The sequence below is a fragment of the Halomonas sp. THAF12 genome (genome assembly GCF_009363675.1).
Taxonomy (GTDB): Bacteria; Pseudomonadota; Gammaproteobacteria; order Pseudomonadales; family Halomonadaceae; genus Halomonas; species Halomonas smyrnensis.
On sequence record NZ_CP045399.1, the window covers coordinates 310887 to 334828 of the forward strand.

At 70.7% G+C, this 23942-nt stretch carries 22 protein-coding genes; 10 read left to right on the forward strand and 12 right to left on the reverse strand.

Annotation, left to right across the window (positions count from 1 at the left end):
• Positions 1 to 10: 10 nt before the first annotated feature.
• The 3 genes from speA to FIU88_RS01390 form a co-directional block, all read right to left on the reverse strand.
• Positions 11 to 1933, reverse strand: a complete 1923-nt coding sequence (gene speA / locus FIU88_RS01380; protein WP_152477907.1) for a biosynthetic arginine decarboxylase — start codon at positions 1931 to 1933, stop codon at positions 11 to 13.
• Positions 1930 to 2889: a homoserine kinase gene (locus FIU88_RS01385; RefSeq protein ID WP_016856529.1), complete on the reverse strand. Its 960-nt coding sequence runs from the start codon at positions 2887 to 2889 to the stop codon at positions 1930 to 1932. The genes speA and FIU88_RS01385 overlap by 4 nt, the downstream gene beginning before the upstream one ends.
• A gap of 298 nt (positions 2890 to 3187) precedes the next feature.
• Positions 3188 to 3481 carry a DUF2782 domain-containing protein gene (locus FIU88_RS01390; protein WP_216647292.1) on the reverse strand — a complete coding sequence of 98 codons (294 nt, stop codon included), beginning with the start codon at positions 3479 to 3481 and terminating at the stop codon, positions 3188 to 3190.
• Positions 3482 to 3665: 184 nt separating this feature from the next.
• Between FIU88_RS01390 and polA the strand changes: the two genes are divergently transcribed.
• Both polA and FIU88_RS01400 read left to right on the forward strand, forming a co-directional pair.
• The gene (gene polA, locus FIU88_RS01395) at positions 3666 to 6428 is read left to right on the forward strand and encodes a DNA polymerase I (protein WP_152477908.1); all 2763 of its coding nucleotides are present in this window, start codon (positions 3666 to 3668) and stop codon (positions 6426 to 6428) included.
• Positions 6429 to 6499: 71 nt separating this feature from the next.
• Positions 6500 to 7012: a hypothetical protein gene (locus FIU88_RS01400; protein ID WP_152477909.1), complete on the forward strand. Its 513-nt coding sequence runs from the start codon at positions 6500 to 6502 to the stop codon at positions 7010 to 7012.
• A 102-nt stretch (positions 7013 to 7114) separates the two neighbouring features.
• Here the strand turns inward: FIU88_RS01400 and FIU88_RS01405 are convergent, their stop codons facing one another.
• Positions 7115 to 8143, reverse strand: coding sequence for a Fe(3+) ABC transporter substrate-binding protein (locus FIU88_RS01405; protein WP_152477910.1), 1029 nt, complete (start codon positions 8141 to 8143; stop codon positions 7115 to 7117).
• Between the two features lie 187 nt (positions 8144 to 8330).
• Here FIU88_RS01405 and FIU88_RS01410 point away from each other — a divergent pair, with 187 nt between their 5' ends.
• Positions 8331 to 9458: an ABC transporter ATP-binding protein gene (locus tag FIU88_RS01410; protein WP_016856522.1), complete on the forward strand. Its 1128-nt coding sequence runs from the start codon at positions 8331 to 8333 to the stop codon at positions 9456 to 9458.
• On the opposite strand, the gene FIU88_RS01415 is transcribed toward FIU88_RS01410, so the two are convergent.
• The 4 genes from FIU88_RS01415 to dctP all read right to left on the reverse strand — a co-directional run bounded on the left by FIU88_RS01415 (position 9408) and on the right by dctP (position 14319).
• The gene (locus FIU88_RS01415) at positions 9408 to 11120 is read right to left on the reverse strand and encodes an iron ABC transporter permease (RefSeq protein ID WP_040478756.1); all 1713 of its coding nucleotides are present in this window, start codon (positions 11118 to 11120) and stop codon (positions 9408 to 9410) included. The genes FIU88_RS01410 and FIU88_RS01415 overlap by 51 nt on opposite strands.
• A gap of 165 nt (positions 11121 to 11285) precedes the next feature.
• Positions 11286 to 12614 carry a TRAP transporter large permease subunit gene (locus tag FIU88_RS01420; protein ID WP_152477911.1) on the reverse strand — a complete coding sequence of 443 codons (1329 nt, stop codon included), beginning with the start codon at positions 12612 to 12614 and terminating at the stop codon, positions 11286 to 11288.
• The gene (locus FIU88_RS01425; RefSeq protein WP_152477912.1) at positions 12611 to 13129 is read right to left on the reverse strand and encodes a TRAP transporter small permease subunit; all 519 of its coding nucleotides are present in this window, start codon (positions 13127 to 13129) and stop codon (positions 12611 to 12613) included. The genes FIU88_RS01420 and FIU88_RS01425 overlap by 4 nt, the downstream gene beginning before the upstream one ends.
• Positions 13130 to 13212: 83 nt before the next feature.
• Positions 13213 to 14319: a TRAP transporter substrate-binding protein DctP gene (gene dctP / locus FIU88_RS01430; protein ID WP_152477913.1), complete on the reverse strand. Its 1107-nt coding sequence runs from the start codon at positions 14317 to 14319 to the stop codon at positions 13213 to 13215.
• A gap of 341 nt (positions 14320 to 14660) precedes the next feature.
• On the opposite strand from dctP, the gene FIU88_RS01435 reads away from it, so the two are divergent.
• Entirely contained in the window at positions 14661 to 16862 is a 2202-nt protein-coding gene (locus FIU88_RS01435; RefSeq protein ID WP_152477914.1) for a tRNA(Met) cytidine acetyltransferase TmcA, read from the forward strand.
• A gap of 32 nt (positions 16863 to 16894) precedes the next feature.
• Positions 16895 to 18361, forward strand: coding sequence for an aminoacyl-histidine dipeptidase (locus FIU88_RS01440; protein ID WP_152477915.1), 1467 nt, complete (start codon positions 16895 to 16897; stop codon positions 18359 to 18361).
• On the opposite strand, the gene FIU88_RS01445 is transcribed toward FIU88_RS01440, so the two are convergent.
• Positions 18321 to 18665, reverse strand: a complete 345-nt coding sequence (locus FIU88_RS01445; RefSeq protein WP_152477916.1) for a hypothetical protein — start codon at positions 18663 to 18665, stop codon at positions 18321 to 18323. The genes FIU88_RS01440 and FIU88_RS01445 overlap by 41 nt on opposite strands.
• A 104-nt stretch (positions 18666 to 18769) precedes the next feature.
• Between FIU88_RS01445 and rmuC the strand changes: the two genes are divergently transcribed.
• Positions 18770 to 20167, forward strand: coding sequence for a DNA recombination protein RmuC (rmuC, locus tag FIU88_RS01450; RefSeq protein ID WP_152477917.1), 1398 nt, complete (start codon positions 18770 to 18772; stop codon positions 20165 to 20167).
• 85 nt (positions 20168 to 20252) lie between these two features.
• Here rmuC and FIU88_RS01455 read toward each other — a convergent pair whose 3' ends face one another.
• On the reverse strand, positions 20253 to 20726 hold the full coding sequence (locus tag FIU88_RS01455; RefSeq protein ID WP_016855270.1) for a Dps family protein: 474 nt from the start codon (positions 20724 to 20726) through the stop codon (positions 20253 to 20255).
• 181 nt (positions 20727 to 20907) lie between these two features.
• On the opposite strand from FIU88_RS01455, the gene FIU88_RS01460 reads away from it, so the two are divergent.
• On the forward strand, positions 20908 to 21432 hold the full coding sequence (locus FIU88_RS01460; RefSeq protein ID WP_152477918.1) for a hypothetical protein: 525 nt from the start codon (positions 20908 to 20910) through the stop codon (positions 21430 to 21432).
• On the forward strand, positions 21429 to 21836 hold the full coding sequence (locus tag FIU88_RS01465) for a hypothetical protein (protein WP_253742655.1): 408 nt from the start codon (positions 21429 to 21431) through the stop codon (positions 21834 to 21836). Before FIU88_RS01460 ends, FIU88_RS01465 begins: the two co-directional genes overlap by 4 nt.
• A gap of 25 nt (positions 21837 to 21861) precedes the next feature.
• Here FIU88_RS01465 and FIU88_RS01470 read toward each other — a convergent pair whose 3' ends face one another.
• Positions 21862 to 22293 (reverse strand): HIT domain-containing protein, encoded by a 432-nt coding sequence (locus tag FIU88_RS01470; RefSeq protein ID WP_152477919.1) that lies wholly within the window; start codon positions 22291 to 22293, stop codon positions 21862 to 21864.
• Between the two features lie 101 nt (positions 22294 to 22394).
• On the opposite strand from FIU88_RS01470, the gene FIU88_RS01475 reads away from it, so the two are divergent.
• Together FIU88_RS01475 and FIU88_RS01480 are read left to right on the forward strand one after the other, a co-directional pair.
• A complete protein-coding gene (locus FIU88_RS01475; protein ID WP_016855266.1) occupies positions 22395 to 23141 on the forward strand; it encodes a sulfite exporter TauE/SafE family protein in 747 nt (248 codons plus the stop codon).
• 80 nt (positions 23142 to 23221) lie between these two features.
• Positions 23222 to 23353 (forward strand): entericidin A/B family lipoprotein, encoded by a 132-nt coding sequence (locus FIU88_RS01480; protein ID WP_016855265.1) that lies wholly within the window; start codon positions 23222 to 23224, stop codon positions 23351 to 23353.
• Positions 23354 to 23365: 12 nt separating this feature from the next.
• Here the strand turns inward: FIU88_RS01480 and FIU88_RS01485 are convergent, their stop codons facing one another.
• Complete coding sequence (locus FIU88_RS01485) at positions 23366 to 23869, reverse strand: acyl-CoA thioesterase (protein ID WP_016855264.1); 504 nt, start codon at positions 23867 to 23869, stop codon at positions 23366 to 23368.
• Positions 23870 to 23942: the final 73 nt, after the last annotated feature.

Here is a 23942-nt window from a genome sequence, read left to right on the forward strand (position 1 = left end):
TAACGGCGCGTCATTCGAGGTAGGTATAGCCCTCGAGCCCCTCGGAGAGGTCGTCGAGGAAGCGCGCCTGCTCATCGGCCGGGAGGCCGCTGGCGGCGAGCTGGTCGGCGAGACGCTGGCGCAGCACCTCGGCGTCGAAGTCCACGTAGCCGAGCACGTCGGCCACCCGGTCGCCGCGGCGCCGGTGGTCGAGGCGCCAGGCGCCGCGCTCGTCCAGCGCCGCGTCCACCGAATCGGTGTCGCCGAACAGGTTGTGGAGATCGCCGAGGATCTCCTGATAGGCGCCGACCAGGAAGAAGCCCAGCAGGCGCTCCTCGTCGTCGCCCCACTCGGGCAGCGGCAGGGTGGCCTCGACGCCTTCGCCGTCCACGTAGCCGTCGATGCGGCCGTCGCTGTCGCAGGTGATGTCCTGGATCACCGCGCGCCGCGCGGGCGGACGGTCCAGGCCGGATAGCGGCAGCACCGGGAAGATCTGGTCGATCCCCCAGACGTCGGGCACCGACTGGAACAGCGAGAAGTTGACGAACAGCTTGTCGGCCAGCTTCTCGGCCAGCTCGTCGTGGATCTCGCGGTGGGCGCGGTTGCGCGGATCGAGGCGCTCGCGCAGCCGGGCGCAGGCGGCGCTGTAGACGCCTTCGCCCTCGGCGCGGGCCTCGAGCCCGGCCAGGCCCATCACGAAGCGCTCCTGCAGCTCGCCGATGGCCTGGCCCAGATCGTGCCAGGCCTCGACCAGCCCGCGCGGGGCCGGGTCATCGGCCAGGGCGTCGTGGACCCGCCACAGCTCGGCGACCTGAGGATCGCCCTCGACCCGGGCCGCCGGGGCCCGGGTATCGGCGCGCTCCTCGCCGATCACGTTGGTGATCAGCACCGCATGATGCGCGGTCAGGGCGCGCCCCGACTCGCTGATCAGGTGCGGATGCGGCAGCCCTTCGGCTTCGCATACCTGGGCGAAGGCCGCGACCACGTTGCGGGCGTACTCGCGCATCGAGTAGTTGATCGAGCAGTCGCTGCGCGAGCGGGTGCCCTCGTAGTCGATGCCGAGCCCGCCGCCCACGTCGACGGTGTCCACCGGCGCGCCCAGCGCGATCAGGCTCTGGTAGAAGCGGGCGCACTCGCGCAGGCCGCGCTGGATGTCGCGGATGTTGGCGATCTGCGAGCCCAGGTGGAAGTGCACCAGCTGCAGGCTGCCCAGGGCGTCGGCCTCGCGCAGCCGCTCGACCACGGCCTGGATCTGCCCGGCGGTGAGGCCGAACTTGGACTTCTCGCCGCCGGTGTTCTGCCACTTGCCCTTGCCCACCGAGGCCAGCCGCGCACGCAGGCCGATGCGCGGCCGCACGCCGAGGCGCTCGGCCTCCTCGAGGATCAGCGGCAGCTCCGAGAGCTTCTCCACCACCAGATAGACGCGATGGCCGAGCTTCTCGCCCATCAGCGCCAGGCGGATGTACTCGCGGTCCTTGTAGCCGTTGCAGACGATCAGCGAGGGGCCGTCGCCGGACAGCGCCAGCACGGCCAGCAGCTCCGGCTTGCTGCCGGCTTCCAGGCCGACCCGGTCGTGGCCGCGTTCGCGGGTGGCGAGGATCTCCTCGACCACCCGGCGCTGCTGGTTGACCTTGATCGGGTAGACCGCGGTGTAGCCGCCGCCGAAGGCTTCTTCCTCCATGGCCCCGTCGAAGGCGGCGCACAGCTGCTCGACGCGGTCGTGGAGGATGTCGGTGAAGCGCACCAGCACCGGCAGCCGCAGGCCGGCCTCGCGCAGCTGCGCGATCAGCGGCGAGAGCGGCAGGGCGGGGCCGTCGTCCTCGCCGCCGCGGGGCCGCACCAGGGCCTGGCCGTCCTCGGCCACGTCGAAGTAGCCGCTGCCCCACTGGTCGATGTTCCAGGTGTGCCGGGCACGCTGCGCGGGCCCGGCCATGCTGCCGAGGGTCGGGCTCATCGAGCGGCCTCGGGCAGCGGCAGGGCACCGTCGGCGATGCGCCGGCGCAGCACGCCGCGGAACACGTCCGGGTCGTGGGGCGTGAGGTCGTGGGCGGGCGGGTCGACGTAGACCACCAGCAGCCGCGACAGCCAGTAGCGCAGCGCGGTCATGCGCAGCATCATCGGCCAGGCCTCGCGCTCGCTCTCCTCCAGCGGACGACGCGCCTGATAGGCGCCGAGCAGCGCCTCGTAGCGTGCCGGGTCGAGCCGGCCGTCGGCCTCGGTGGCCCAGTCGTTGATCACGATGGCCAGGTCGAACAGCAGGTCGCCGGTGCAGCCGTTGTAGAAGTCGATCAGCCCGCCCAGGGTGTCGCCGTCGAACAGGGTGTTGTCGCGGAACAGGTCGCCGTGGATCGCGCCCTGGGGCAGCGTCGGCGCGTCGCCGAAGAAGCCCTGGTAGATCTCCACCTCGTCCTTCATCAGCGCCTGATCCTCGGGCGAGAGGTAGGCCAGCACCTTGTGGTGCATCGGCAGCAGCCAGTGCAGGTCGCGCGGGTTGGGCCGATGGCCCGGGAAGCGCCGCGAGACCTTGTGCATGCGGCCGAGGGCGTCGCCCAGCGCCCGGCACTGGGCCAGGTCGGGCGCCTCGGGATGCTTGCCGGGCAGGCGCGGGAACAGCAGCGCCGGCTTGCCGGCCAGGCTGTGCAGGGCGATGCCGTCGCGGTCGTGGAGCGGCCCGGGCACGGGCAGACGATGCTCGTCCAGGTAGTCGAGCAGTTCGACGAAGAACGGCAGCTCCTCATGCTCGCCCTGCTCGAACAGCGTGAGCACCAGCTCGCGACGGTCGGTGGTGACGAAGAAGGTGCTGTTCTCGGTGCCGGCGGGCACGCCCTTGCAGGCGACCAGCGAACCGGCGTCGAAGCGGCTCAGGAACGTCTCGACCTGGGAGTCGGTCAGCGGTGTGAATACGGCCATGGGTGTCTCGCCCGGGTATGCGAAGCCGCCTATTGTAGCGGCTTGGCGGCGTGATGCACGAACCGGGTAGGAAGGGTGGCAACGTCACGGGGCATGGCTGATCCGGCGACAGGTCTGCGAGGGGCGCTATGAACCCATCCGTGGTCGCTACTTTGGCCCTGCGGCGCTCTCGCGTCCTGCTCCGCTTACAGGGCCGGTGCTGGCCATCCATGGCCAGCCCGTTCGGCGAGGATCGCCTCACCCCTGGCCAAAAACCCCCTCTACGACCTGTCCCCGGCGCCGCCTGGTTGTCCCGGCCTCAGAAACGCTTGATGACCCACTCGGGCACGGCGATGCGCTGGCCGTCCTGGCGCTCGAAGTCGCCGTCGCCGTCGCGGTCGACGAGGTAGTAGGCAGGGCCGGCGGCGGGCCGGATCTCGATGGCGTAGAGCGCGCCGTTGACCCGGTACTCGCGGATGGTGCGGTCCTCTTCCTGGCGGATGGTGACGTCCGGCTCGACGTCGGTGCTGGACTGGGCCGCGGCCGGCAGGGCGGCGGCGACCAGGGCCAGGACGGCCAGCGGCGCGAGCAGCGCGGAGCGCATGAGGTTCATGGTGTTCTCCTGACCATGGGGTTGCCCCCAGTGTATGCCCTTGGCGGTCGATGACGCATGCTTTGCCCGGCAAATCGGCTCGGCAATGCGTATCATGACTGACCAGGATCAGGGGCGGCGCTCGCGATGACCGCCGACCCCTCGACACGCGATCATCTGCCCAGCCAGCAAGGGATGCCGATTCATGGCCGACACTCCCATCGTCCTCGTCGACGGTTCCTCCTATCTCTACCGCGCCTTTCACGCCCTGCCGCCGCTGACCACCTCCGAGGGTCTGCCCACCGGCGCCGTCAAGGGCGTGCTCAACATGCTCAAGCGGCTGATCAAGGACTACCCCGACAGCCCCATGGCGGTGGTGTTCGATGCCCCGGGCAAGACCTTCCGCGACGAGCTCTACGCCGAGTACAAGGCCCAGCGCCCGCCGATGCCGGACGACCTGCGCGCCCAGGTCCAGCCGCTGCACGACTGCGTGCGTGCCCTCGGCCTGCCGCTGCTGTGCATCGAGGGCGTGGAGGCCGACGACGTCATCGGCACCCTGGCGCGCCACGCCACCGAGGCCGGCCGCGACGCCGTGATCTCCACCGGGGACAAGGACATGGCCCAGCTGGTCAATGCCCACATCACCCTGGTCAACACCATGAAGGACGAGACCCTGGACGTGGACGGGGTGAAGGAGAAGTTCGGCCTGCCGCCGGCGCTGATCATCGACTTCCTGGCGCTGATGGGCGACAAGGTCGACAACATTCCCGGCGTGCCGGGCGTCGGCGAGAAGACCGCGCTGGGGCTGCTGCAGGGCATGGAGGGCGGCCTCGAGACCGTTTACGCCGACCTGGAGCGGGTCAAGACGCTGGGCTTCCGCGGCGCCAAGACGCTGCCCAAGAAGCTGGAGGAGCATCGCGACCAGGCCTTCCTGTCCTACGAGCTCGCCACCATCAAGACCGACTGCGCGCTGCCGGTGGGCCTCGACGACCTGGACATCGCCCACCCCGACCGTGAGTCGCTGGGCGAGCTGTATCGCCGCCTGGAGTTCAAGGCCTGGCTGTCCGAGCTGCTGGGGGGCAAGGACAAGGGCGTGGATGCGGCCTCCGGCGATGCCGAGGCGGGCGACGACGGCAGCGAAGGGGGAGAAGGCGGCGCCGAGCGCGAGGACGCGGTGATCCTCGAGCGGGCCGACCTCGACGCCTGGCTCGCGCGCCTCGACGACGCCGAGGCCTTCTGCTTCGACCTCGAGACCACCAGCCTCGACTACATGGAGGCCGAGATCGTCGGCGTCGGGCTGTCCCTCGAGCCCGGCGAGGCCGCCTACATCCCGCTGGCCCACGACTACCTGGACGCCCCGGCCCAGCTCGATCGCCGCGCCGTGCTCGAGGCGCTGACGCCGCTGTGGAAGGATGCCGGCAAGGCCAAGATCGGCCAGAACCTCAAGTACGACATCTCGGTGCTGGCGCGCCACGGCATCGAGGTGGCCGGCGCCCTCGAGGACACCATGCTCGAGTCCTACGTGCTGGACTCCACCGCCACCCGCCACGACATGGACTCGCTGGCGCTCAAGTACCTGGGCGAGAAGACGGTCAGCTTCGAGGACATCGCCGGCAAGGGCGTCAAGCAGCTGACCTTCAACCAGATCGCCCTGGATCAGGCCGCGCCCTACGCCTGCGAGGACGTCGACATCACCCTGCGCCTGCACCGCGAGCTGCGCCCGCGGGTCGAGGCCGAGGGCCGCCTGGCCGAGGTGCTCGACGGCCTGGAGCGCCCGCTGATCCGGGTGCTGTCGCGCATGGAGCGCGGCGGCGTGGCGCTGGACGCCGAGCGCCTGCACGCCCAGAGCCAGGAGCTCGGCCGGCGCATCGGCGAGCTCGAGCAGCAGGCCTTCGAGCTGGCCGGGCGCGAGTTCAACCTGGGCTCGCCCAAGCAGCTCGGCCAGATCCTGTTCGAGGAACAGAAGATCCCGGTGATCAAGAAGACGCCCAAGGGCGCGCCGTCCACCGCCGAGGCCGTGCTCGAGGAGCTGGCGCTGGACTACCCGCTGCCCAAGGTGATCATGGAGCACCGCGGCCTCTCCAAGCTGCGCTCCACCTACACCGACAAGCTGCCGAAGCTGGTCAACAAGGCCACCGGCCGGCTGCACACCAGCTACCATCAGGCGGTCACCGCCACCGGGCGGCTGTCCTCCTCCGATCCCAACCTGCAGAACATCCCGATCCGCACCGAGCAGGGGCGCAAGATCCGCCAGGCCTTCGTCGCGCGGCCCGGCTATCGCATCGTCGCCGCCGACTACTCGCAGATCGAGCTGCGCATCATGGCGCACCTGTCCGGCGACAAGGGGCTGCTCGAGGCCTTCGCCGCCGACCGCGACATCCACGCCGCCACCGCGTCCGAGGTGTTCGGCGTGGGGCTGGACAAGGTCACCCCGGACCAGCGCCGCAGCGCCAAGGCGATCAACTTCGGGCTGATCTACGGCATGAGCGCCTGGGGCCTGGGCCGCCAGCTGCACATCGAGCAGAAGCAGGCCAAGACCTACATCGACCGCTACTTCGACCGCTATCCCGGCGTGGCCCGCTACATGGAGCGGATTCGTTCACAGGCGGCGGAGGACGGCTTCGTCGAGACGGTGCTCGGCCGGCGCCTCTACCTGCCGGAGATCCACTCCCAGAACCGCGCCCGTCGCCAGGGCGCCGAGCGCACCGCCATCAACGCGCCCATGCAGGGCACCGCGGCGGACATCATCAAGCGCGCCATGATCGACGTCGACGCCTGGCTGGCCGAGGGCGAGGTCGACGCCATGATGGTCATGCAGGTCCACGACGAACTGGTGTTCGAGGTCGCGGAAGACGCCGTCGAGGCCTTCATTCCGGAGGTGAAGCGGCGCATGCAGGCCGCCGCCGAGCTCGACGTGGCGCTGATCGTCGAGGCCGAGAGCGGCGCCAACTGGGACGAGGCGCACTGAAGCATGGTTCGTGCCATGCTGTGAGGGTCGCAGCGGGCCACGAGGGGCCCGGTCCCACAAGGAGGCAAGTGATGCGAAGGATCATGATTCCATGGCTGCTGGGCGCGGGCGTAGCCCTGCTGACCGGCTGCGCGAGCCAGGCCACCGAGCAGACGGCGGCGGAGCGCTTCGACTGTGCCGCCCTGAACCAGGCGATCAAGAGCGCGGAGACGGGGTTCGAGGACATCAAAGGGCGCCTGGAGACCACCGATCTGCCCCGTACCTGGCAGGCCGACACCCAGGCGTTTCATGACGCCTGCGTGATCACCTCGGCCCGCCGGCCCGACCACTACCTGTGCTTCGGTCCGCTTTCGACCGACGACCCGCGCGGTGCGCTGATGGCCGGCGGCGAGGCTCTCGGTCAGTGCCTGGGCGAAGGCTGGCAGCCCGAGCGCACCGCGCCGGACCGACTCGCGTTCACCCGCCAGGGCAGCGAGCCCGTGGTGGTGCTCGAGAGCTTCCTCAACGACCGCGGACGCCGGATAGGCACCCTGGGCGTGTACCAGAACGCCGCGGACGCCGCGCCCCGTCCGGGCGATGACTGAGCGCGTATGCCACTGAAATGAAAAGGCCCGCGGCATTGCCGCGGGCCTTTAGCGTGGTGGCCGCTGGTTCGGGCCAGGACGCGCCGAGGGATGGCGCGAGGCTTAACGCCAGCCGACGCGATCGAAGATCCGCACCGCCTGCGGGTTGTTCTCGCCCAGCACGCTGACGTTCAGGTCGTCGGTCTTGAAGTCGCCCCAGGAGGCCAGCACCTCGTCGACCGGCTCGCCCTCGACCACCGGGAACTCGTGGTTGCCGGTAGAGAAGATCGACTGGGCGGTGTCGGAGGCCAGGAACTCCAGGAAGCGCACGGCGTTGTCCGGGTGCGGGGCACCCTTGACCATGCCGGCGCCGCCAACGTTGATGTGGGCGCCGCGGTCGTCCTGGTTCGGGAACAGGATCTGCACCTTCTCGGCGGCCTCGCGGGTGGCGTCGTCGTCGGAGGTCAGCATGCGCACGTAGTAGTAGTGGTTGGCCACCGCCACGTCGCACTCGCCGCTGGCCACGCCGAGCAGCTGGTCGGTGTCGCCGCCCTCGGGGTCGCGGGCCATGTTGTCGACCACGCCCTGGGCCCATTCCTCGGCGCCTTCCTCGCCGTGGTGGGCGATCATCGAGGCCAGCAGCGACTGGTTGTAGATGTTGTTCGAGGAGCGGATGCAGATCTCGCCCTCGAAGCGCGGATCGGCCAGGTCCTCGTAGCTCCTGAGCTCGTCGGCGCCGACGGCCTCCGGGTTGTAGAAGATGGCGCGCACGCGCTGGCTGAAGCCGAACCACTTGCCCTCGGGGTGGTGCATGTTGGCGGGCAGGCGCTCGTCGAGCAGCTCGGAGTCGACGCTTGCGAAGATGTCTTCCTGCTCGGCGCGCCACAGGCGGCCGGCGTCCACGGTCATCATCACGTCGGCGGGGCTGGCCTGGCCCTCGCGCGTGATGCGCTGGATCAGCTGGTCTGAGCCGCCCTCGAGCACGTTGACCTCGATGCCGGTCTCCTCGGTGAAGGCATCGTAGAGGTCCTGGTCGGAATCGTAGTGGCGGGCCGAGTAGACGTTCACCTCGTCGGCGACGGCCGGGGCGGCGAAGGCCGCGCCGGCCAGCAGGGCGGCGAGGGGCATGACGAGACGGCTGTGCTGATGCATGGGTGACCTCGTGGGTGTGGAAGCCGGCGACGGCTTAGAATGATAATAGGTTGTATTAGGCTTGCCATTGAAGCGCCTGCCCGCCATGGCGTCAACCGGCATCGCGGCACCGCCAAATGACGACGAAAAGGCGAAGGTTTCGCGTTACCATGGAGCCTCCCGTCATGCCAGCCGTCGATTCTTGCCTATGACCAGCCACGCTCAGCTTACCCCCGCCGCCGACGCCGTGCCGGAGCAGGCCCCGGTGCTCGCCATGCACAATATCCGCCACGCCTACGGCCACCACCTGGCGGTGGAGGACGTCGGCCTGGAGGTGCGCCCCGGCGAGGTGGTCTGCCTGCTGGGACCCTCCGGCTGCGGCAAGACCACGCTGCTGCGCATCGTCGCCGGGCTCGAGGTGCTGCAGCAGGGGCGGGTCGATCTCGATGGCCGGCCCGTCGGTCGCCCCGGCCAGGCCCACGTGCCACCGGAGAAGCGCAACGTCGGCCTGGCCTTCCAGGATTCGGCGCTGTTCCCGCATCTCTCGGTGCTGCAGAACGTCGGCTTCGGCCTCGAGTCGCTGCCGGCCAAGGAGCGCCGCAAGCGCGCCCTGGAGCTGCTCGACCAGCTGGGCATGGGGCGCTTCGCCGAGAACTATCCGCACATGCTGTCCGGCGGCCAGCAGCAGCGCGTGGCCCTGGCCCGGGCGCTGGCGCCGGCGCCGCGGCTGATGCTGCTCGACGAGCCGTTCTCGAGCCTCGACGCCCGGCTGCGCGACCGCATCCGCGACGACACCCTGCACGTGCTCAAGAAGGTCGGCGCCGGCGCCCTGCTGGTGACCCACGACCCGGAAGAGGCGATGTTCATGGCCGATCGCATCGCGCTGATGCGCGACGGCCACATCGTGCAAATGGGCACGCCCCGGGAGCTCTACTGCGCGCCGGTGGATCCCTTCGTGGTGACCTTCTTCGGTGAGGTCAACGAACTCGAGGGCACGGTGCGCGACGGTCGCGTCGATACCCCGGTGGGCGAGGTGATGGCCCATGGCCTGGAGGAGGGCGCCCGGGCGCGGGTGATGATCCGCCCCGAGGCGCTGCGCGTGGTGGCCCTCGAGGAGCCGCCGGCGGACCACCACAGCCACGTGATCATGGCCAAGCTGCTGGGCCGCACCAGCCTTTTGCACATCTGCGCCCACGGCGGCGGCAGCGAGTCGCACCTGCACGCCCGGGTCCCCGGGGTGTTCCTGCCCGAGGAGGGTCAGCCGGTCACGATCCGGCTGGATCCGTCACAGGTGTTCGTCTTTCCCGCCAGCGACCCCGCCGCTGCCGGGGCGTGAGCCGCGCATCGCCAGGCTGAGCAGGATCACCGGGATGATGCCCACCGCGACGATGGTCAGCGAGGCGGTGGAGGCCTCGGCCAGGCGCTCGTCGGCGGCCAGGTTGTGCGCCCGCACCGCCAGGGTGTCGAAGTCGAAGGGGCGCAGGATGATGGTCGCCGGCAGCTCCTTCATCACGTCGACGAACACCAGGATGCCGGCGGCCAGCAGGCTGCCGCGCATGATCGGCGTGTGCACGCGGCGCAGCGTGCCGCCGGCGGTCTGCCCCAGGGTGCGGGCGGCCGCGTCCATGCTCGGCGTGACCTTGCCGAGGCTCGCCTCCAGGGCGTTGAACGACACCGCCAGGAAGCGCACCACGTAGGCGTAGATCAGGATGAAGGCCGAGCCGCTGAAGATCAGCCCGGCCATCACCCCGTAGTGCGCCCGCAGGAAGCCGTTCAGGGTGTCGTCCAGCCAGGCGAAGGGGATCAGGATGCCCACCGCCACCACCGAGCCGGGCACCGCATAGCCCATCGCCGCCACCCGGGTGGCGGTGCGCGTCAGCGGCCCTGGATTCAGCCGCGCGCCGTAGCTCAGCACCAGCGCCAGCCCCACCGCGACCAGCGCCGCCACGGCCGCCAGCAGCAGGCTGTTGCCGGCGAATTCCAGGAACTGGGCGCCGAACAGCGAGTCCCCGCCCTTGATCGACAGGTAGCCCAGCAGGCCGCTGGGAATCAGGAAGCCGACCAGCACCGGCGCCAGGCAGGCCAGGGTGGCGGCGGCGGCGCGCAGGCCGCCGAGCCGGAACTCCGGCAGCTGCTGGTAGCGGCCGGTGGTGTGGAAGTAGCGGCGCTTGCCCCGCGAGGCGCGCTCGAGCAGCACGAAGATGATCACGAAGGCCAGCAGGCAGGCCGCCAGCTGGGCGGCGGCGACCTGCTCGCCCATGCCGAACCAGGTGCGGTAGATGCCGGTGGTGAAGGTGTCGACGCCGAAGTACTGCACCGCGCCGAACTCGTTGAGGGTCTCCATCAGCGCCAGCGACACGCCGCCGACGATGGCCGGGCGCGCCAGCGGGATGGCGATGCTGGTGAACAGCCGCCAGGGGCCGCGGCCCAGGGTGCGGCCCACGTCGAGCACGCACACCGACTGCTCGAGGAAGCTGGCCCGGGCCAGCATGTAGACGTAGGGGTAGAGCACCAGGGTGATCAGGGTCGCCGCGCCGCCCAGCGAGCGGATGTCGGGGAACCAGTAGTCGCCGCGCTCCCAGCCGAAGGCCTCGCGCAGGGCGCTCTGCAGCGGCCCGGCATACTGCAGGAAGTCGGTGTAGGCGTAGGCGATCACGTAGGTCGGCACCGCCAGCGGCAGCAGCAGCGCCCACTCGAACAGCTTGCGCCCGGGGAAGCGGCACATCACCACCAGCCAGGCGGTGCCGGTGCCGATCACGAAGGTGCCGAGCCCCACCGTGACGACGAGAAACAGCGTGTTGGCCAGGTAGCGGCCCAGCACGGTGCTGGCCAGGTGCTGCCACACGCCGCCGGCGGGCATCACGATATGCGCCAGCACCGTGAGCACCGGCAGGGCCACGACCGCGGCGATGAGCAGGGTCAAAACGCTCCAGGCATCGAGGCGCCGCCTCGGCCGGGACGCGGACGAGCTGGGCCGATGGCTGAGGGGACTGGACACGCGGGTTCTCCTTCCGGTGGGGTGGCCGACACGCTCGCCAGAGGCGAAGGACTGGCGGGGGCAAGATAGTACCAGCTGCTCGGCGGGGTCGCAGCCGGTCGGCCGGTCCCGCGACGCCCCCGGAGGGACGGGCGTCGCGGGCGGGTCAGGCGAGGGCGGTGGGCGTCAGTAGCCCAGCCACAGCGACGGCAGCCCGGTCACCAGCGCCGGGAAGACCGCCATCAGCACGCAGGCCAGCAGGATCAGCGCGCAGAACGGGATCACCGCCTTGTAGAGGTCCAGGGTCTGGATCTCCGGCGGCGCCACGCCCTTGAGGTAGAACAGCGCATAGCCGAACGGCGGGGTGAGGAAGGAGGTCTGCAGCACCACGGCCACCATCACCACGAACCACAGGGTGTCGACGCCCATGGCCTCGATGATCGGCAGCATGATCGGGAAGCTCAGCAGCACGATGCCGGTCCAGTCGAGGAACATGCCCAGCACGAACACCAGCAGGAACATCAGGATCAGGGCGCCGGTGGTGCCGCCGGGCATCGCCAGCACCAGCTCGCTGATCACGTCCATGCCGCCGCCGATCGAGAACACCCCGGTGAAGGCGGTGGCGCCGACCAGCACGAACATCACCATGGTGGTGGTCTTGCCGGCCTCGATGAAGGTGCGATAGCAGGTCGAGACCTTGCGGTCGCCGAAGACCAGGAACAGCACGAAGGCCAGGGTCACGCCGATCGCCGAGGCCTCGGTGGCGGTGGCGATGCCGGTGAACAGCGCGCCCAGCACGCCGAGGATCAGGCTCATCGGCGGCAGCACGTACTTGCCGAGGCGCACCACCAGCTCGCCGGTGGAGAGATCGGCGCGCTCCTCGGCGGCCACCGGCGGGCCGTAGCTCGGCTTGATGAAGCACACCAGCAGCACGTAGCCGGCGTACAGGGTGCCCAGCAGCAGGCCCGGCACCAGGGCGCCGGCGAACAGCGCGCCCACCGAGACCGGCGAGTAGCTGGCCATCAGGATCAGCATGATGCTCGGCGGAATCAGGATGCCCAGGCAGCCGCTGGCCATGATCACGCCGGCCGACAGGCCCTTGTGATAGCCGTACTTGAGCATCGGCGCCAGGGCGATCAGCCCCATCACCGCGATCGAGGCGCCGACGATGCCGGTGGTGGCGGCCAGCAGCACCGAGACGATGACCACGGTCAGCGCCAGGCCGCCGCGCACCCGCCCGAGCAGCAGGCGCATGCTCTCGAACATCCGCTCGGTGACGCCGGAGTCGTTGAGGAAGCGCGCCATGAGGATGAACAGCGGGATGGCCACCAGCACGTAGTTGTCCATGGCCCGCCCGTAGATGTTGTTGATGATGATGCCGAGCACCTGGGGGCCGGGGCCGAACCATGCGCCGAGCACCGCGGTGCCGCCCAGCACGAAGGCCAGCGGATGGCCCATGAACAGCCCCGTCAGCAGGCCGCCGAACATGAACAGGGTGAGCATTTCCGGGCTCATGAGGCGTCCTCCGATGACGACGGGCCGGCGGTCAGCTCGGCGACGGCGCGGATCACGATGGCGATGGCCTGCAGCAGCACCAGCGCGCCGGCGATGACCAGCACCGCCTTCACCGGGTAGACCGGGATCGAGACGATGCCGTAGGTGGATTCACCGCGGCTCCAGGAGCGCTCGAAGAAGCGCCAGCTGTAGGTGATGAACATCAGGATGAAGGGGGTGAAGAACAGCAGGTAGCCGAGCAGCTCGATCAGCGCCCGGCCGCGCCGCGAGAGCAGCCGCTTGAGCACGTCCACCTCGACGTGGGCGTGATGCTTGAGGCCGTAGGCGGCCATCAGCATGAAGTGGCTGCCGAACAGCATGGTGGTGACATCGAAGGCCCAGTCGCTGGGCCGGCCGAAGAAGAAGCGCATGGCGATGTCGTAGACCACCACGACGGTAATGATCGCGATCAGCGGGGCGATCAGGCGACCGAAGCCCTCGTTGAGGGCATCGATGGCCCGGGCGATGGCATGCATCCGGAGAGCCTCCTCGAATAACGTATAAAGCCGGCGGCCTTGAGGGTGCCGCCGGCCGGACAGGGGGATCGGGCGCGAACCGCTTACGGGTTCATGCAGGCCTCGATGTCCTCGAGGGAGGGCAGGTTGTCGGTGACCCGGCTCATGTTGAAGGGCACCGAGACGTCACGCCACTGGGCGTAGTCCTCCATGTAGCTGATCATCGAGTGGTAGATCTTGGCGTGCATCGGGTCCTCGCAGGCGCCCTGCACGATCACCTCGTTGGTGATGTCCTGGATCGTCGCCAGGTCTTCCTCGGAGAGCTGGTTGATGGTGGTGCCGTCCTCGAGGAACTTGGCGGTACCCTCGGTGGACTGCTTCTCGGACCAGGCCAGCGACCAGGCCATGGTGGCCTCGGCGGCGATCTTCAGGGTCTCCCGGGTCTCCTCGGAGAGCGCGTCCCAGGCGTCCCGGTTGATCATCACGCCGAACACGCTGGCCGACTGGTGCCAGCCCGGGGTCATCCAGTAGTCGGCGACCTCGGAGAAGCCGGCCTTGTAGTCCACGCCCGGGGTCGAGAACTCGGCGCCGTCGACCACGCCGCGCTCGATGGCCTGGTAGATCTCGCCGCCGGCCAGGGTGACCTGTGAGCCGCCGAGCTGTTCCAGCACCCGGCCCTGGTCGCGCCCGGAGAGACGCAGGCGCTTGCCTTCCAGGTCGGCGAGGCTCTCGATCGGCGTGCCGCCGCGGAAGCCGGACTCGTTGTTGGTGATGCCGTAGGGCAGATAGACCATATTGTACTGGCCGTAGACCTCCTGATAGAGATCGAAGCCGCCCCACTGGTTGATCCAGTTCAGGTAGTCCACGCCGTTGAACAGGCTGGTGGTGGTGGCCAGCGGCGAGAAGGCCGGGCTGCGCCCCGCCCAGTAGCCCGGCCAGTCGCCGGCGGCCTGGATGCTGCCGGTCTCGGTGGCGTCGAACACCTCGGTGCCGGGCATCAGGGTGCCGCCGGCGTAGAATTCGATCTGCAGCTCGTCGCCGGCCAGCTGGTTGACCAGCTCCGCCCAGTGGCGGTCGATCTGGATCAGATCGAGGTTGTCCGGCCAGGTGGTGGTCATGGTCCACGATTCCTGGGCCTGGGCGGCGGTGGTCATGCCGGCCAGGGCGATGCCGGCAGCCAGGCCGGTCAAGGCGAAACGCGTCGGCTTCATGGTGATGCTCTCCCGAAAGACTTGTTCTGGTTGTGGGGATGATGCGGTGCAAAAAATACGGTCGCCCGCCGGTGAGGGGCTCCGCGTGGCGACCCTGGCAACAAGCTAGCATGGCCCTTGGGGACCGCGAGAAGGCCTCCAAACGTCGAAGTGGCGCGGGCGCGTGTCGGCCGCGCTGCCCCGTCGGTCAGGAAAAATCCTTGGTTTTCAGGTGTATAAAACAAGAGTATGACCGGTATGCTGCATCGCCGAAGGGGCGCCGGGCGTTGAAAGGGCGTCGGCCGCTTAGACCAAAGTTCAGCGATTCAAGTCATTAGAAGGTTCTTAAAGAGAGGTCGACGATGGAAGCTTCCGTGCCCGCCGGGCTGCTGGCCTGCCAGGAGCGTCTGACCGAACGTCGCTGGCGGGGCCTGGCATGGCTGACCGGCGATGTCGAGAGCGTCCGTGAGCGGGGGGCGGCGCTGTGGCACGCCCTGGGCGTGACGGCGCCGCTGTGGGTCGGCCCCGAGCCGCCCGAGGGCATCGCCGCCGAGGCCTGGCTGCCCGCCGCCAAGGCCCGCACCCGGCTCGGCGGCGAGCACGACCTGATCGTCTTCGATGCGCTGTCGCCCGGGGCCGGCTTCGATCCCGACGCCTTCGGCGCGCTCTCGGGCACCCTACGCGCCGGTGGGCTGCTGGTGCTGCTGACCCCCGGCGACTGGGGCGCGCGCCCCGACGCCGACTACGCCCGGCTCGCCGCCCACCCGCATGCGCCCGAGGCGCTCTCGGCGCACTATCTGGCGCGTCTCGCCCGCCTGCTGGAGGCCTCGCCGCGGACGATCCGCTGGCCCGCCTCGGGCGCGCCGACGCTGCCCGACTGGCCCGAGGCGCCGCCGTCTGGGCTGGTATCCGAGGCGGCGCCCGACGATCCCGACTGCCTGACCGCCGATCAGGCCGAGGCGGTGGCGCGGCTGGTCAAGCTGCGCCGGCGCCGGCCGCTGGTGCTGACCGCCGATCGCGGCCGCGGCAAGACGGCGGCGCTGGGCATCGCCTGCGCCCGGCTGCTGGCGAAGGCGGAGCAGGACGGCGCCGAGATCGAGATCCTCGTCACCGCGCCGCGCCCCTCGGCGGTGGCCGGGTTGTTCGAGCGGCTCGCCGCGCTGCGCCCCGAGGTCCGGCGCCAGGGAAACCGCTTCGAGGATGTCGGCGGGCGCGTGACCTTCCTCGCCCCGGACGAGCTCAGCGCCCGGGTCGAGCGGGGGGAGGCCGGCGGCGCCGGCACCTGGCTGCTGGTCGACGAGGCCGCGGCGATCCCGGCCGGGCTGCTCGGGCAGTGGCTCTCGGCCTTCCCGCGCATCGCCTTCGCCACCACCGTGCACGGCTACGAGGGCGCCGGGCGCGGCTTCGCGCTGCGCTTCCGCGCGCGGCTGGAGCGCCTGACCCCGGAGTGGCGGGCGTATCAGCTGTCCGCGCCGATCCGCTGGGCCGAGGACGACCCGCTGGAGGCGCTGACCTCGAGGCTGCTGATGCTCGACGCCGAGCCGGTCGCGCCCGATGACAGCGGAGCAACGACGTCGGCCGCCTGGCGGGTCGAGTCGCCGCAGGCGCTGGCCCGGGACGAGCCGCGCCTGCGGGCGCTGTTCGGGCTGCTGGTGCAGGCCCACTACCGCACCACGCCGAGCGATCTGCGTCACCTGCTGGATGGCCCGGACACGCGGGTCGTGACCCTGGGCGATGCCGCCGGCCCCGCGGCCGTGGCGGTGGTGGCCGACGAGGGCGGCTTCGACGCCGCCCTGGCCGAGCGGGTGGCGCGGGGCGAGCGCCGCCCCCGCGGGCACCTGATGGCCCAGTCGCTGGCCGCCCACGCCGGCTCGCGGGAGGCGCTGACCGGCCGCCTGCGGCGGGTGCAGCGCATCGCCGTGCATCCGGGCGCGCGTCGCCGCGGGCTGGGGCGCGAACTGCTGGCGCGGGAGCGCGAGGCGGCCGGTGACGCGGGGGTCGCCCTGCTGGGGGCGAGCTTCGGCGCCGAGCCGGGCCTGCTGGCCTTCTGGCGCGCCCAGGGCTTTCGCACGGTGCGCCTCGGCCTGACCCGGGAGGCGGCCACCGGCGAACACGCGGTGATGGTGGTCGCGCCGGCGGGCGAGGGCGGCGAGGCCCTGGCCGAGCGGCTGGCGAGCCGCTTCCAGGCCCTGCTGCCGTCGCTGCTGGCCTTCGAGCTGAAGGCGCTCGACCCGGCGGTGGCGCTGGCGCTGCTGGCCGAGGGCGAGCCCCGGCCGCTCGACGACGCGGCGCGCCGTGACCTCGAGGACGTGGCCCACGGCCACCGCGAGCCGGCGCTGGTGCGCCCCGCGCTGCAGGCGCTGATCGCCGGCGCCGCCGCGCGGGGGGAGGCAGACGCCGATCTCGCGGCGCTCGCCGCCTGGGCCTTCCAGGGCCGCGACACGGCCTGGCTGGCCGCGCGGCTGGGGCTCTCCGGCGGCAAGGCGGTGGACGCCTGGCGCCGCGAGCAGGTGGCGCGCCGGCTGGCCGGGCCGACGCTTTCCTCGGGCCGGGGCGAGGGGTAGAGTGCCCGGGTCAACGTCGATACAGAAGCACCATGAACGCACATCTCGAGCAGCTCTCGCCGCAGCCCCTGTGGCGCCACTTCCGCACCCTGTGCAACACGCCGCGCCCCTCCGGCCACGAGGCCGCGCTGGTGGCCCTCCTCGAGGCCTGGGCCGACGAGCGCGGCCTGGCCCACGACCGCGACGCCTACGGCAACCTGCGCCTGCGCAAGCCGGCCAGCCCCGGCCATGAAGACGCGCCGGGCATCGTGCTGCAGGGCCATCTGGACATGGTCGCCCAGGCCAACGCCGATCATCCCCACGACTTCACCCGCGACCCCATCGACACCCTGGTGGAGGACGGCTGGCTGCACGCCCGTCACACCACCCTGGGCGCCGACAACGGCCTCGGGGTGGCGGCGGCGCTGGCGGTGCTCGAGGACGACGCCCTGACCCACGGCCCGCTGGAGGCGCTGTTCACCCTCGAGGAGGAATCCTCCATGGGCGGCGCGCTGAACCTGGCCGAGGGCTGGCTGGACGGCCGGCTGCTGCTCAACCTGGACTCCGAGGACCGTGGCCAGGTCTACATCGGCTGCGCCGGCGGGGCCGACGTGATGGTCGATGCCCAGCTGCCGACCTCGGCGCTGCGCGACGAGGAGGTCGCGCTGCGGCTGTCGCTGACCGGCCTGCGCGGCGGCCACTCCGGCATCGATATCGACAAGGGCCGCGGCAACGCCAACCGCCTGCTGATGCGGGTGCTGCGCGAGCTGGAATCGCTCGACGCGCGGCTGGTCGACTATCGTGGCGGCACCCTGCGCAACGCCCTGCCGCGGGAGGCCTTCGCCACCCTGGCGCTGCCCGCCGACGCCGCCGAGGCCGCCCGCGAGCGGCTGCCGACCCTGGAGGCCCGCCTGCGCGACGAGCTGGCCGGGGCCGACGATGGCCTGGCGCTGGCCATCGAGCGCGTGTCGGCCCCCGAGGGCGAGGCGCTCACCCGCGACGCCAGCCGGCTGCTGGTGGCCGCGCTGCATGCCGCGCCCTGCGGCGTCGAGCGCATGAGCGTGGCCGTGACCGGGGTGGTGGAGACCTCCAACAACCTGGGCGTGGTGTCGCTGGAGGCGGGGCGCTTCCATCTCTGCGCCCTGGTGCGCTCGCTGCGCGACAGCGCGGTCCTGGACCTGGCCGACCGCTTCCGCGCGCTGTTCGACCTGATCGGCGCCCGCACCCGGGTCGAGAACGCCTATCCCGGCTGGACGCCGGACCCCGAGAGCCCGCTGCTGGCCCGCTTCCGCGCGCTGCACGCCGCGCGGCTGGGCGTCGACCCCGAGGTCAAGGTGATCCATGCCGGCCTGGAGTGCGGCATCCTCGGCGCCAAGTACCCGGACATGTCGATGATCTCCTTCGGCCCGCTGATCCGCGGCGCCCACTCGCCGGACGAGCGGGTCGAGCTGGCCTCGGTGGAGGAGTTCTGGGGGCTGCTCAGGTCCCTGATCGAGGATCTGGCGGCGGAGACCGCCTGAGAGGCGAACGGGACCGGCGTCGATGGCGCTCCAGCTCGATGCGCGGCGCGACGATGATCCACGGCGTCGCGCGACCGTGCCGCCGAGGCTCGGCCTCTCGCGGATGGGTGCGATAGCGGCCCGGCGTCTCCCGGTCGTCCGGGCCATTGCCGTAGACGATGGGGCCGTGCTGATGCGTCCCGCCGGTGCCGTAGGCCACGGGCCCGTGGCGGAGGTCGTCCGCCATGGCCGGCGTCGGCAGCGCGAGCGGCAGCAGGAGCGGCCACAGGAGCGAGGCGAGCAGGGCGGTCGTCGGGCGGCGCATCGAAAGGCTCCTCGGCGGCTGAGCGGTGTTCCCAGTATAGTGACGGCGATATCGCCGCGCGGGAGCGTGCGGCGCTCGCGACGGGCGTGATCAGGGAGGGCAGCATGCTCGATGAGATGGCGGGAACCGGCGGCGCGATGATCGCCCTCGGCGCGCTGGCGCTGCTGGCCGTGGGATGGGGCATTGCCCAGCGGCGTCGGCTGGCCGACGCCTACCGTGGACTGTCCGAGACGCGTGACGAACTGGCCGAGCGCCGGGACGCCGCGGCGCGGCTGGAGCAGGAGCTCACTCAGAGCGACGCCCAGCTCGACGGCTGCCGCGAGCGCCTCGAGGGCGTCGAGGCGGCGCTCGCCGAGGCCCGCGACCGGCTGGCCGAGCAGCGCGAGCGCTCGGCCCGGCTGGAGGCGGAGCGCGAGCAGACGACGCTGCGCCACCGCGAGCAGCTGGCGCTGCTGGAGGAGGCCCGGGAGCGGCTCAAGGACGAGTTCCACCAGCTCGCCGGCAGGGTCTTCGAGGAGCGTCAGCAGGCCTACAGCGCCCAGAGCCGCGAGAGCCTGGAGGCCTTGCTCCAGCCGTTCCGCGAGCAGGTCGAGCAGTTCCGCCAGCGGGTCGAGACGCTGCACGGCCAGGAACAGCGCGAGCGCGGCTCGCTCAAGGCCCAGCTCGACCAGCTGGCCGGCCTCAATGCGCGGCTCGGCGACGAGGCGGCCACGCTTGCCCGGGCGCTCAAGGGCGACCAGAAGGCCCAGGGCAACTGGGGCGAGCTGATCCTCGAGACGGTGCTGGAGCGCAGCGGCCTGCGCCGCGACGTCGAATACCGTCGCGAGGTGTCGATCGACGGCGAGGACGGCCGGCAGCGCCCCGATGCCATCATCTACCTGCCCGAGTCGCGCCACCTGATCGTCGATGCCAAGGTCTCGCTGGTGGCCTGGAACCGGGTGGTCAACGCCGAGCACGAGGCCGAGCGCGAGGCGGCCATGGGCGATCACCTGCGCTCGCTGCGCGCCCACGTGCGCGGGCTCGCGGCCAAGGACTATCCGGCCCTGCCGGGGCTGCACTCGCCGGACTTCGTGTTCCTGTTCGTGGCGGTGGAGCCGGCCTTCGCGGCCGCCTTCGAGCGCGATCCGACGCTGTTCCAGGAGGCCTTCGACCGTCAGGTGGTGATGGTCACGCCGACCACGCTGCTGGCCAGTCTGCGCACCGTGGCCGGGCTGTGGAGCCTGGAGCGCCAGAACGAGAACGCGCGGCTGATCGGCGAGCGTGCCGAGCGGCTGCTGACCAAGTTCTCCGGCCTGGTGGAGAGCCTGCAGGAGGTGGGGCGCCACCTGGAGCGCGCCGGCGACAGCCATCGCCGCGCGGTCAACCGGCTCTCCGAGGGCCAGGGCAGCCTGGTGGCCCAGGCCCGCGAGCTGGAGCGGCTGGGCGTGCGCATGAAGAAGCCGCTGCCCGACGAGCTGGTGCGCGCCGCCGAGGGTGATGTACAGGACGACGAGCCTTCCTGATGCCTGCCTGACCAACGCAAGACGCCGCCCCGTGGGGCGGCGTCTCGTGGCGAGGGCGCGTCTGCGGGATCAACCCAGATAGGTTTTAGCCTAGATAGGCGTTGAGCATCCAGACGGTCTTTTCCTGTTCGCGGATGTAGTCGCCGACCTGGGCGGCGGTGCCCTCGTCGTCGGCGTCGGAGGCCAGGGAGAGGATCTCGCGCTGCAGCTCGAGCATCTGCTGGTAGCCCTGAAGCACGCCACGCACGCAGGACTGGCCGTCGTGAATGTCCTTGTCTTCCTCGATGCTGGCGATCTTGAAGTAGTCGCTGTAGGCGTGCACCGGGGTGTGGCCCAGGGTCAGGATGCGCTCGGCGACCTCGTCGACCTTGGTCAGCAGGTCGGTGTAGAGCTCCTCGAACTTCTCGTGCAGCTGGAAGAACTGCTGGCCCTTCACGTTCCAGTGGTAGCCGCGCACGTTCATGTAGAAGATCTGATAGTTGGCCAGCAGGACGTTGAGTCGCTCGGCGAGCTGGCTGGCGCTGCCTTCGTGCAGGCCGATGCTGTTGGTGTCGCTCATGTAGATGCCTCCTTGATCTCTGGACTGCCGGTGTATGCCGGCAGTGTATGTGAGCAGAGCATGGGGGATAAGCTAATTGACTGCATCACCATCATAGCCCTGCTCCATCATATCGAGGCGTCGTCGCCGTCTTTCAAGGGGCGCGCTGCTAGACTCCAGGCAGATCGAGGAGAAATCGCGCATGTGGCGTCCATGGGGAATCATCCTGCTCGCGGGGCTGGCCGGCTGTCAGGCGCTGCCGTCGCAGCTGCCGGTGGCGGAGCCGCCGCCCGCCGAGGCGTGCCACTGGCCGCGCGGCGACGACGTGCCGCCGATCACCCTGGCCGGCGCGGTGGCGGCGCTGGAGGACGACGACTTCCTGATCCGCCACACCGAGACCACGCTGGGGCTGGTCAGCGCCGAGCGCTCCCGGCGCACCTTGTTCCACGGCGTCCCCGAGCCGGACATCTTCCTGCTGGGCGCGTCCCGCGGCGGTGGCCACGGGGTGCTGATCGGCGGCGGCGCGGGCTTCGGCCTGCTCGACGACGAGGCCACCGAGATCGAGCGGGTCTCGGTGGTCATCGGCGAGGCGGCGGTGCGGGTGACCCGGGACATCCGCCTGTTCGACTGGCGGGGCGAGCCGCGCCGTTCGCGCACCGCCAGCGACGACGCCTTCTGCCGTGGGCTGCGCGAGGCGATGCGCCGCCAGTCGGGGGAGGCCTCATGAGGCGTTCGGGCGTGATGCGGGCGGCGCTGCTGGCGCTGGGGCTGATACTCGGGACAGGACCGGGGCTGAGCGGATGCGCGGCGACGCCGTCGCCGGCCGTGCCCGCCACCCGCACGCTCGCGGTGGCGCCGGCCTCGGCGCTTGCGGCCTCGATTTCGATGCTGATGGAGCGCGGCTACGTGATTCGCCACGCCGACGCCGAGCTGGGGCGCCTGGAGGCGGTGATCGCCCGCTGGCCCGGCTATCGCGTGCGGCTGGAGATCGAGGCGGCCGGCGGCGTGAACGGCGAGGCGAGCGTCGGCCGCAGCCGGCTGGCGATGACCGCCTGGCGCGGCGGCCGGCCGCTGCCGCCGTCACTGGTCGAGCCGCTGCTGACCGATCTGAACGCTCGCCTCGAGCGCTAGCACCTCGATCGTCAGGGGCCCGGCCTTACGACCCGCGCAGCTCGTCGATGCCGTCGACGATCGCCAGCAGGCGGTCGCGCATCGCCGCCAGGCCGTCGAGATCGTAGGGCTCGGCCTGGCCCTGCCCCCAGACCGGCCCCGGCCAGGCGGCGTCCCCCTCGCGCCGCAGCACCAGGTGCAGATGCAGCTGCGGCACCATGTTGCCGAGGGTGGCGATGTTGAGCTTGTCGCCGCCGAGGGTCTCCTTGAGGGCGCGGCCGAGCAGGCCGGCCTCGCGCCACAGCTGCTGCTGGTCGTCCTCGCTCATGTCGAACACCTCGACCGCGCCGGTCCGGCGCGGGATCAGCACCAGCCAGGGGTAGCGGGTATCGTCCATCAGCCGCAGCTGGCACAGCGGCAGCTCGGTGACCGGGTGGGTGTCCTCGATCAGGCGGGGATCCAGCGTGACGTCCGTCATGGGGGCTCCTGGGGGCGTTCGGGGGCGTGAAGGCGCTATGATGGCACAGCGCGGCGCCCGGCGATGCCCCGGGCGCGTCACCGACCGGAAGGGATGCCATCATGACGCCACTCGAGCTCCTGGCCCTGTTCGCCATCGGCGGGCTGGCCGGCTTCATCAACGTGCTGTCGGCGGGGGGCTCGATGCTCACCCTGCCGCTGCTGATCTTCCTGGGGCTGCCGCCCCAGGCCGCCAACGGCACCAACCGGGTGTCGGTCGCCCTGCAGAGCGTGTCGGCGGTGGCCAACTTCTTCCGCGCCGGCGCCCATCACCTGGGCCTGAGCCTGCGCCTGGCGGTGCCGGCGATGCTCGGCGCCCTGCTCGGGGCGCGCCTGGCGCTGGACGTGAGCGACGCCCTGTTCGAGACCGTGCTGGTGGTGGTCATGGCGCTGTCGGCGCTGCTGATGCTGCTGCCGCAGCCGACGCTCGAGACCCGGCCGCTGACGCCGGAGCGGCTCACGCCGGCGATCTATCTGGCGATGTTCGCCATCGGCGTCTACGGCGGCTTCATCCAGGTCGGGGTCGGCATCCTGTTCATCGTGGTGCTCTACCGCCTGCTGAAGATCGACCTGGCCCAGGTGAACGTCTTCAAGGTGCTGATCGTGCTGGTCTACACCCTGCCGGCGCTGGCCGTGTTCGTGTTCGAGGGGCAGGTGCGCTGGGGCTACGGCCTGGCGCTGGCCGCCGGCAGCATGACCGGCGCCTGGCTGGCGGTGAAGGTCAACATGAGCCCCAGAGGGGCGCTGTGGGTGAAGTGGCTGACCGTGGCGGTGATCGTGGCGATCATGCTGCGACTGCTGTTGACCTGACGAGGGGTGGCTCAACGCATCGAGTTTGCTAGATTGAACCGGCACAGACGGTTTTCACGACTCACTCCCAAGGAGCTCACATGAAACGGACCCTTCTGCTGTCGATCGCCGCGCTCTTCACCCTGTCCCTGCTCGCCGGCTGCAACACCGTGCGCGGCGTGGGCCAGGACATCGAGCAGGGCGGCGAGGCCATTCAGCAATCCTCTGAGTAAGCCCTCCAGGCATCAGCCGGCGCCGTGCTCGACCTGGGCACGGCGCTCCTCCTCCTCGGCCTGCTTGCGCCGCTTCTTGCGCATCTCGGCCTTCTCGAAGCGCAGCCTCTGGATATCGGTCTCGAGTGCCAGCTCCGGCACCCGGGCCGGCTTGCCGTGCTCGTTCACCGCCACCATGGTCAGGTAGCAGCTGTTGGTGTGGCGGATCAGCTTGTTCTGGATGTCCTCGGCGACCACCTTGATGCCGATCTCCATGGAGGAGCGCCCCACGTGATTGACGCTGGCCAGGAAGGTCACCAGCTCGCCGACGTGGATCGGCTGCTTGAACAGCACCTGGTCCACCGACAGGGTCACCACGTAGTGCCCGGAGAAGCGGCTGGCGCAGGCGTAGGCCACCTCGTCGAGCTTCTTGAGGATGGCGCCGCCGTGGACCTTGCCGCTGAAGTTGGCCATGTCGGGGGTCATCAGCACGGTCATGGTCAGTTCGTGCTGGCCGGAAAGGGCGTGTTCGTCCATCGAAAGGGAGTCCTTGGGGGTATTGTCCCCACAGCATAACGCCTTGCCCCCGCGATGGGGACAAGGCGTCGAT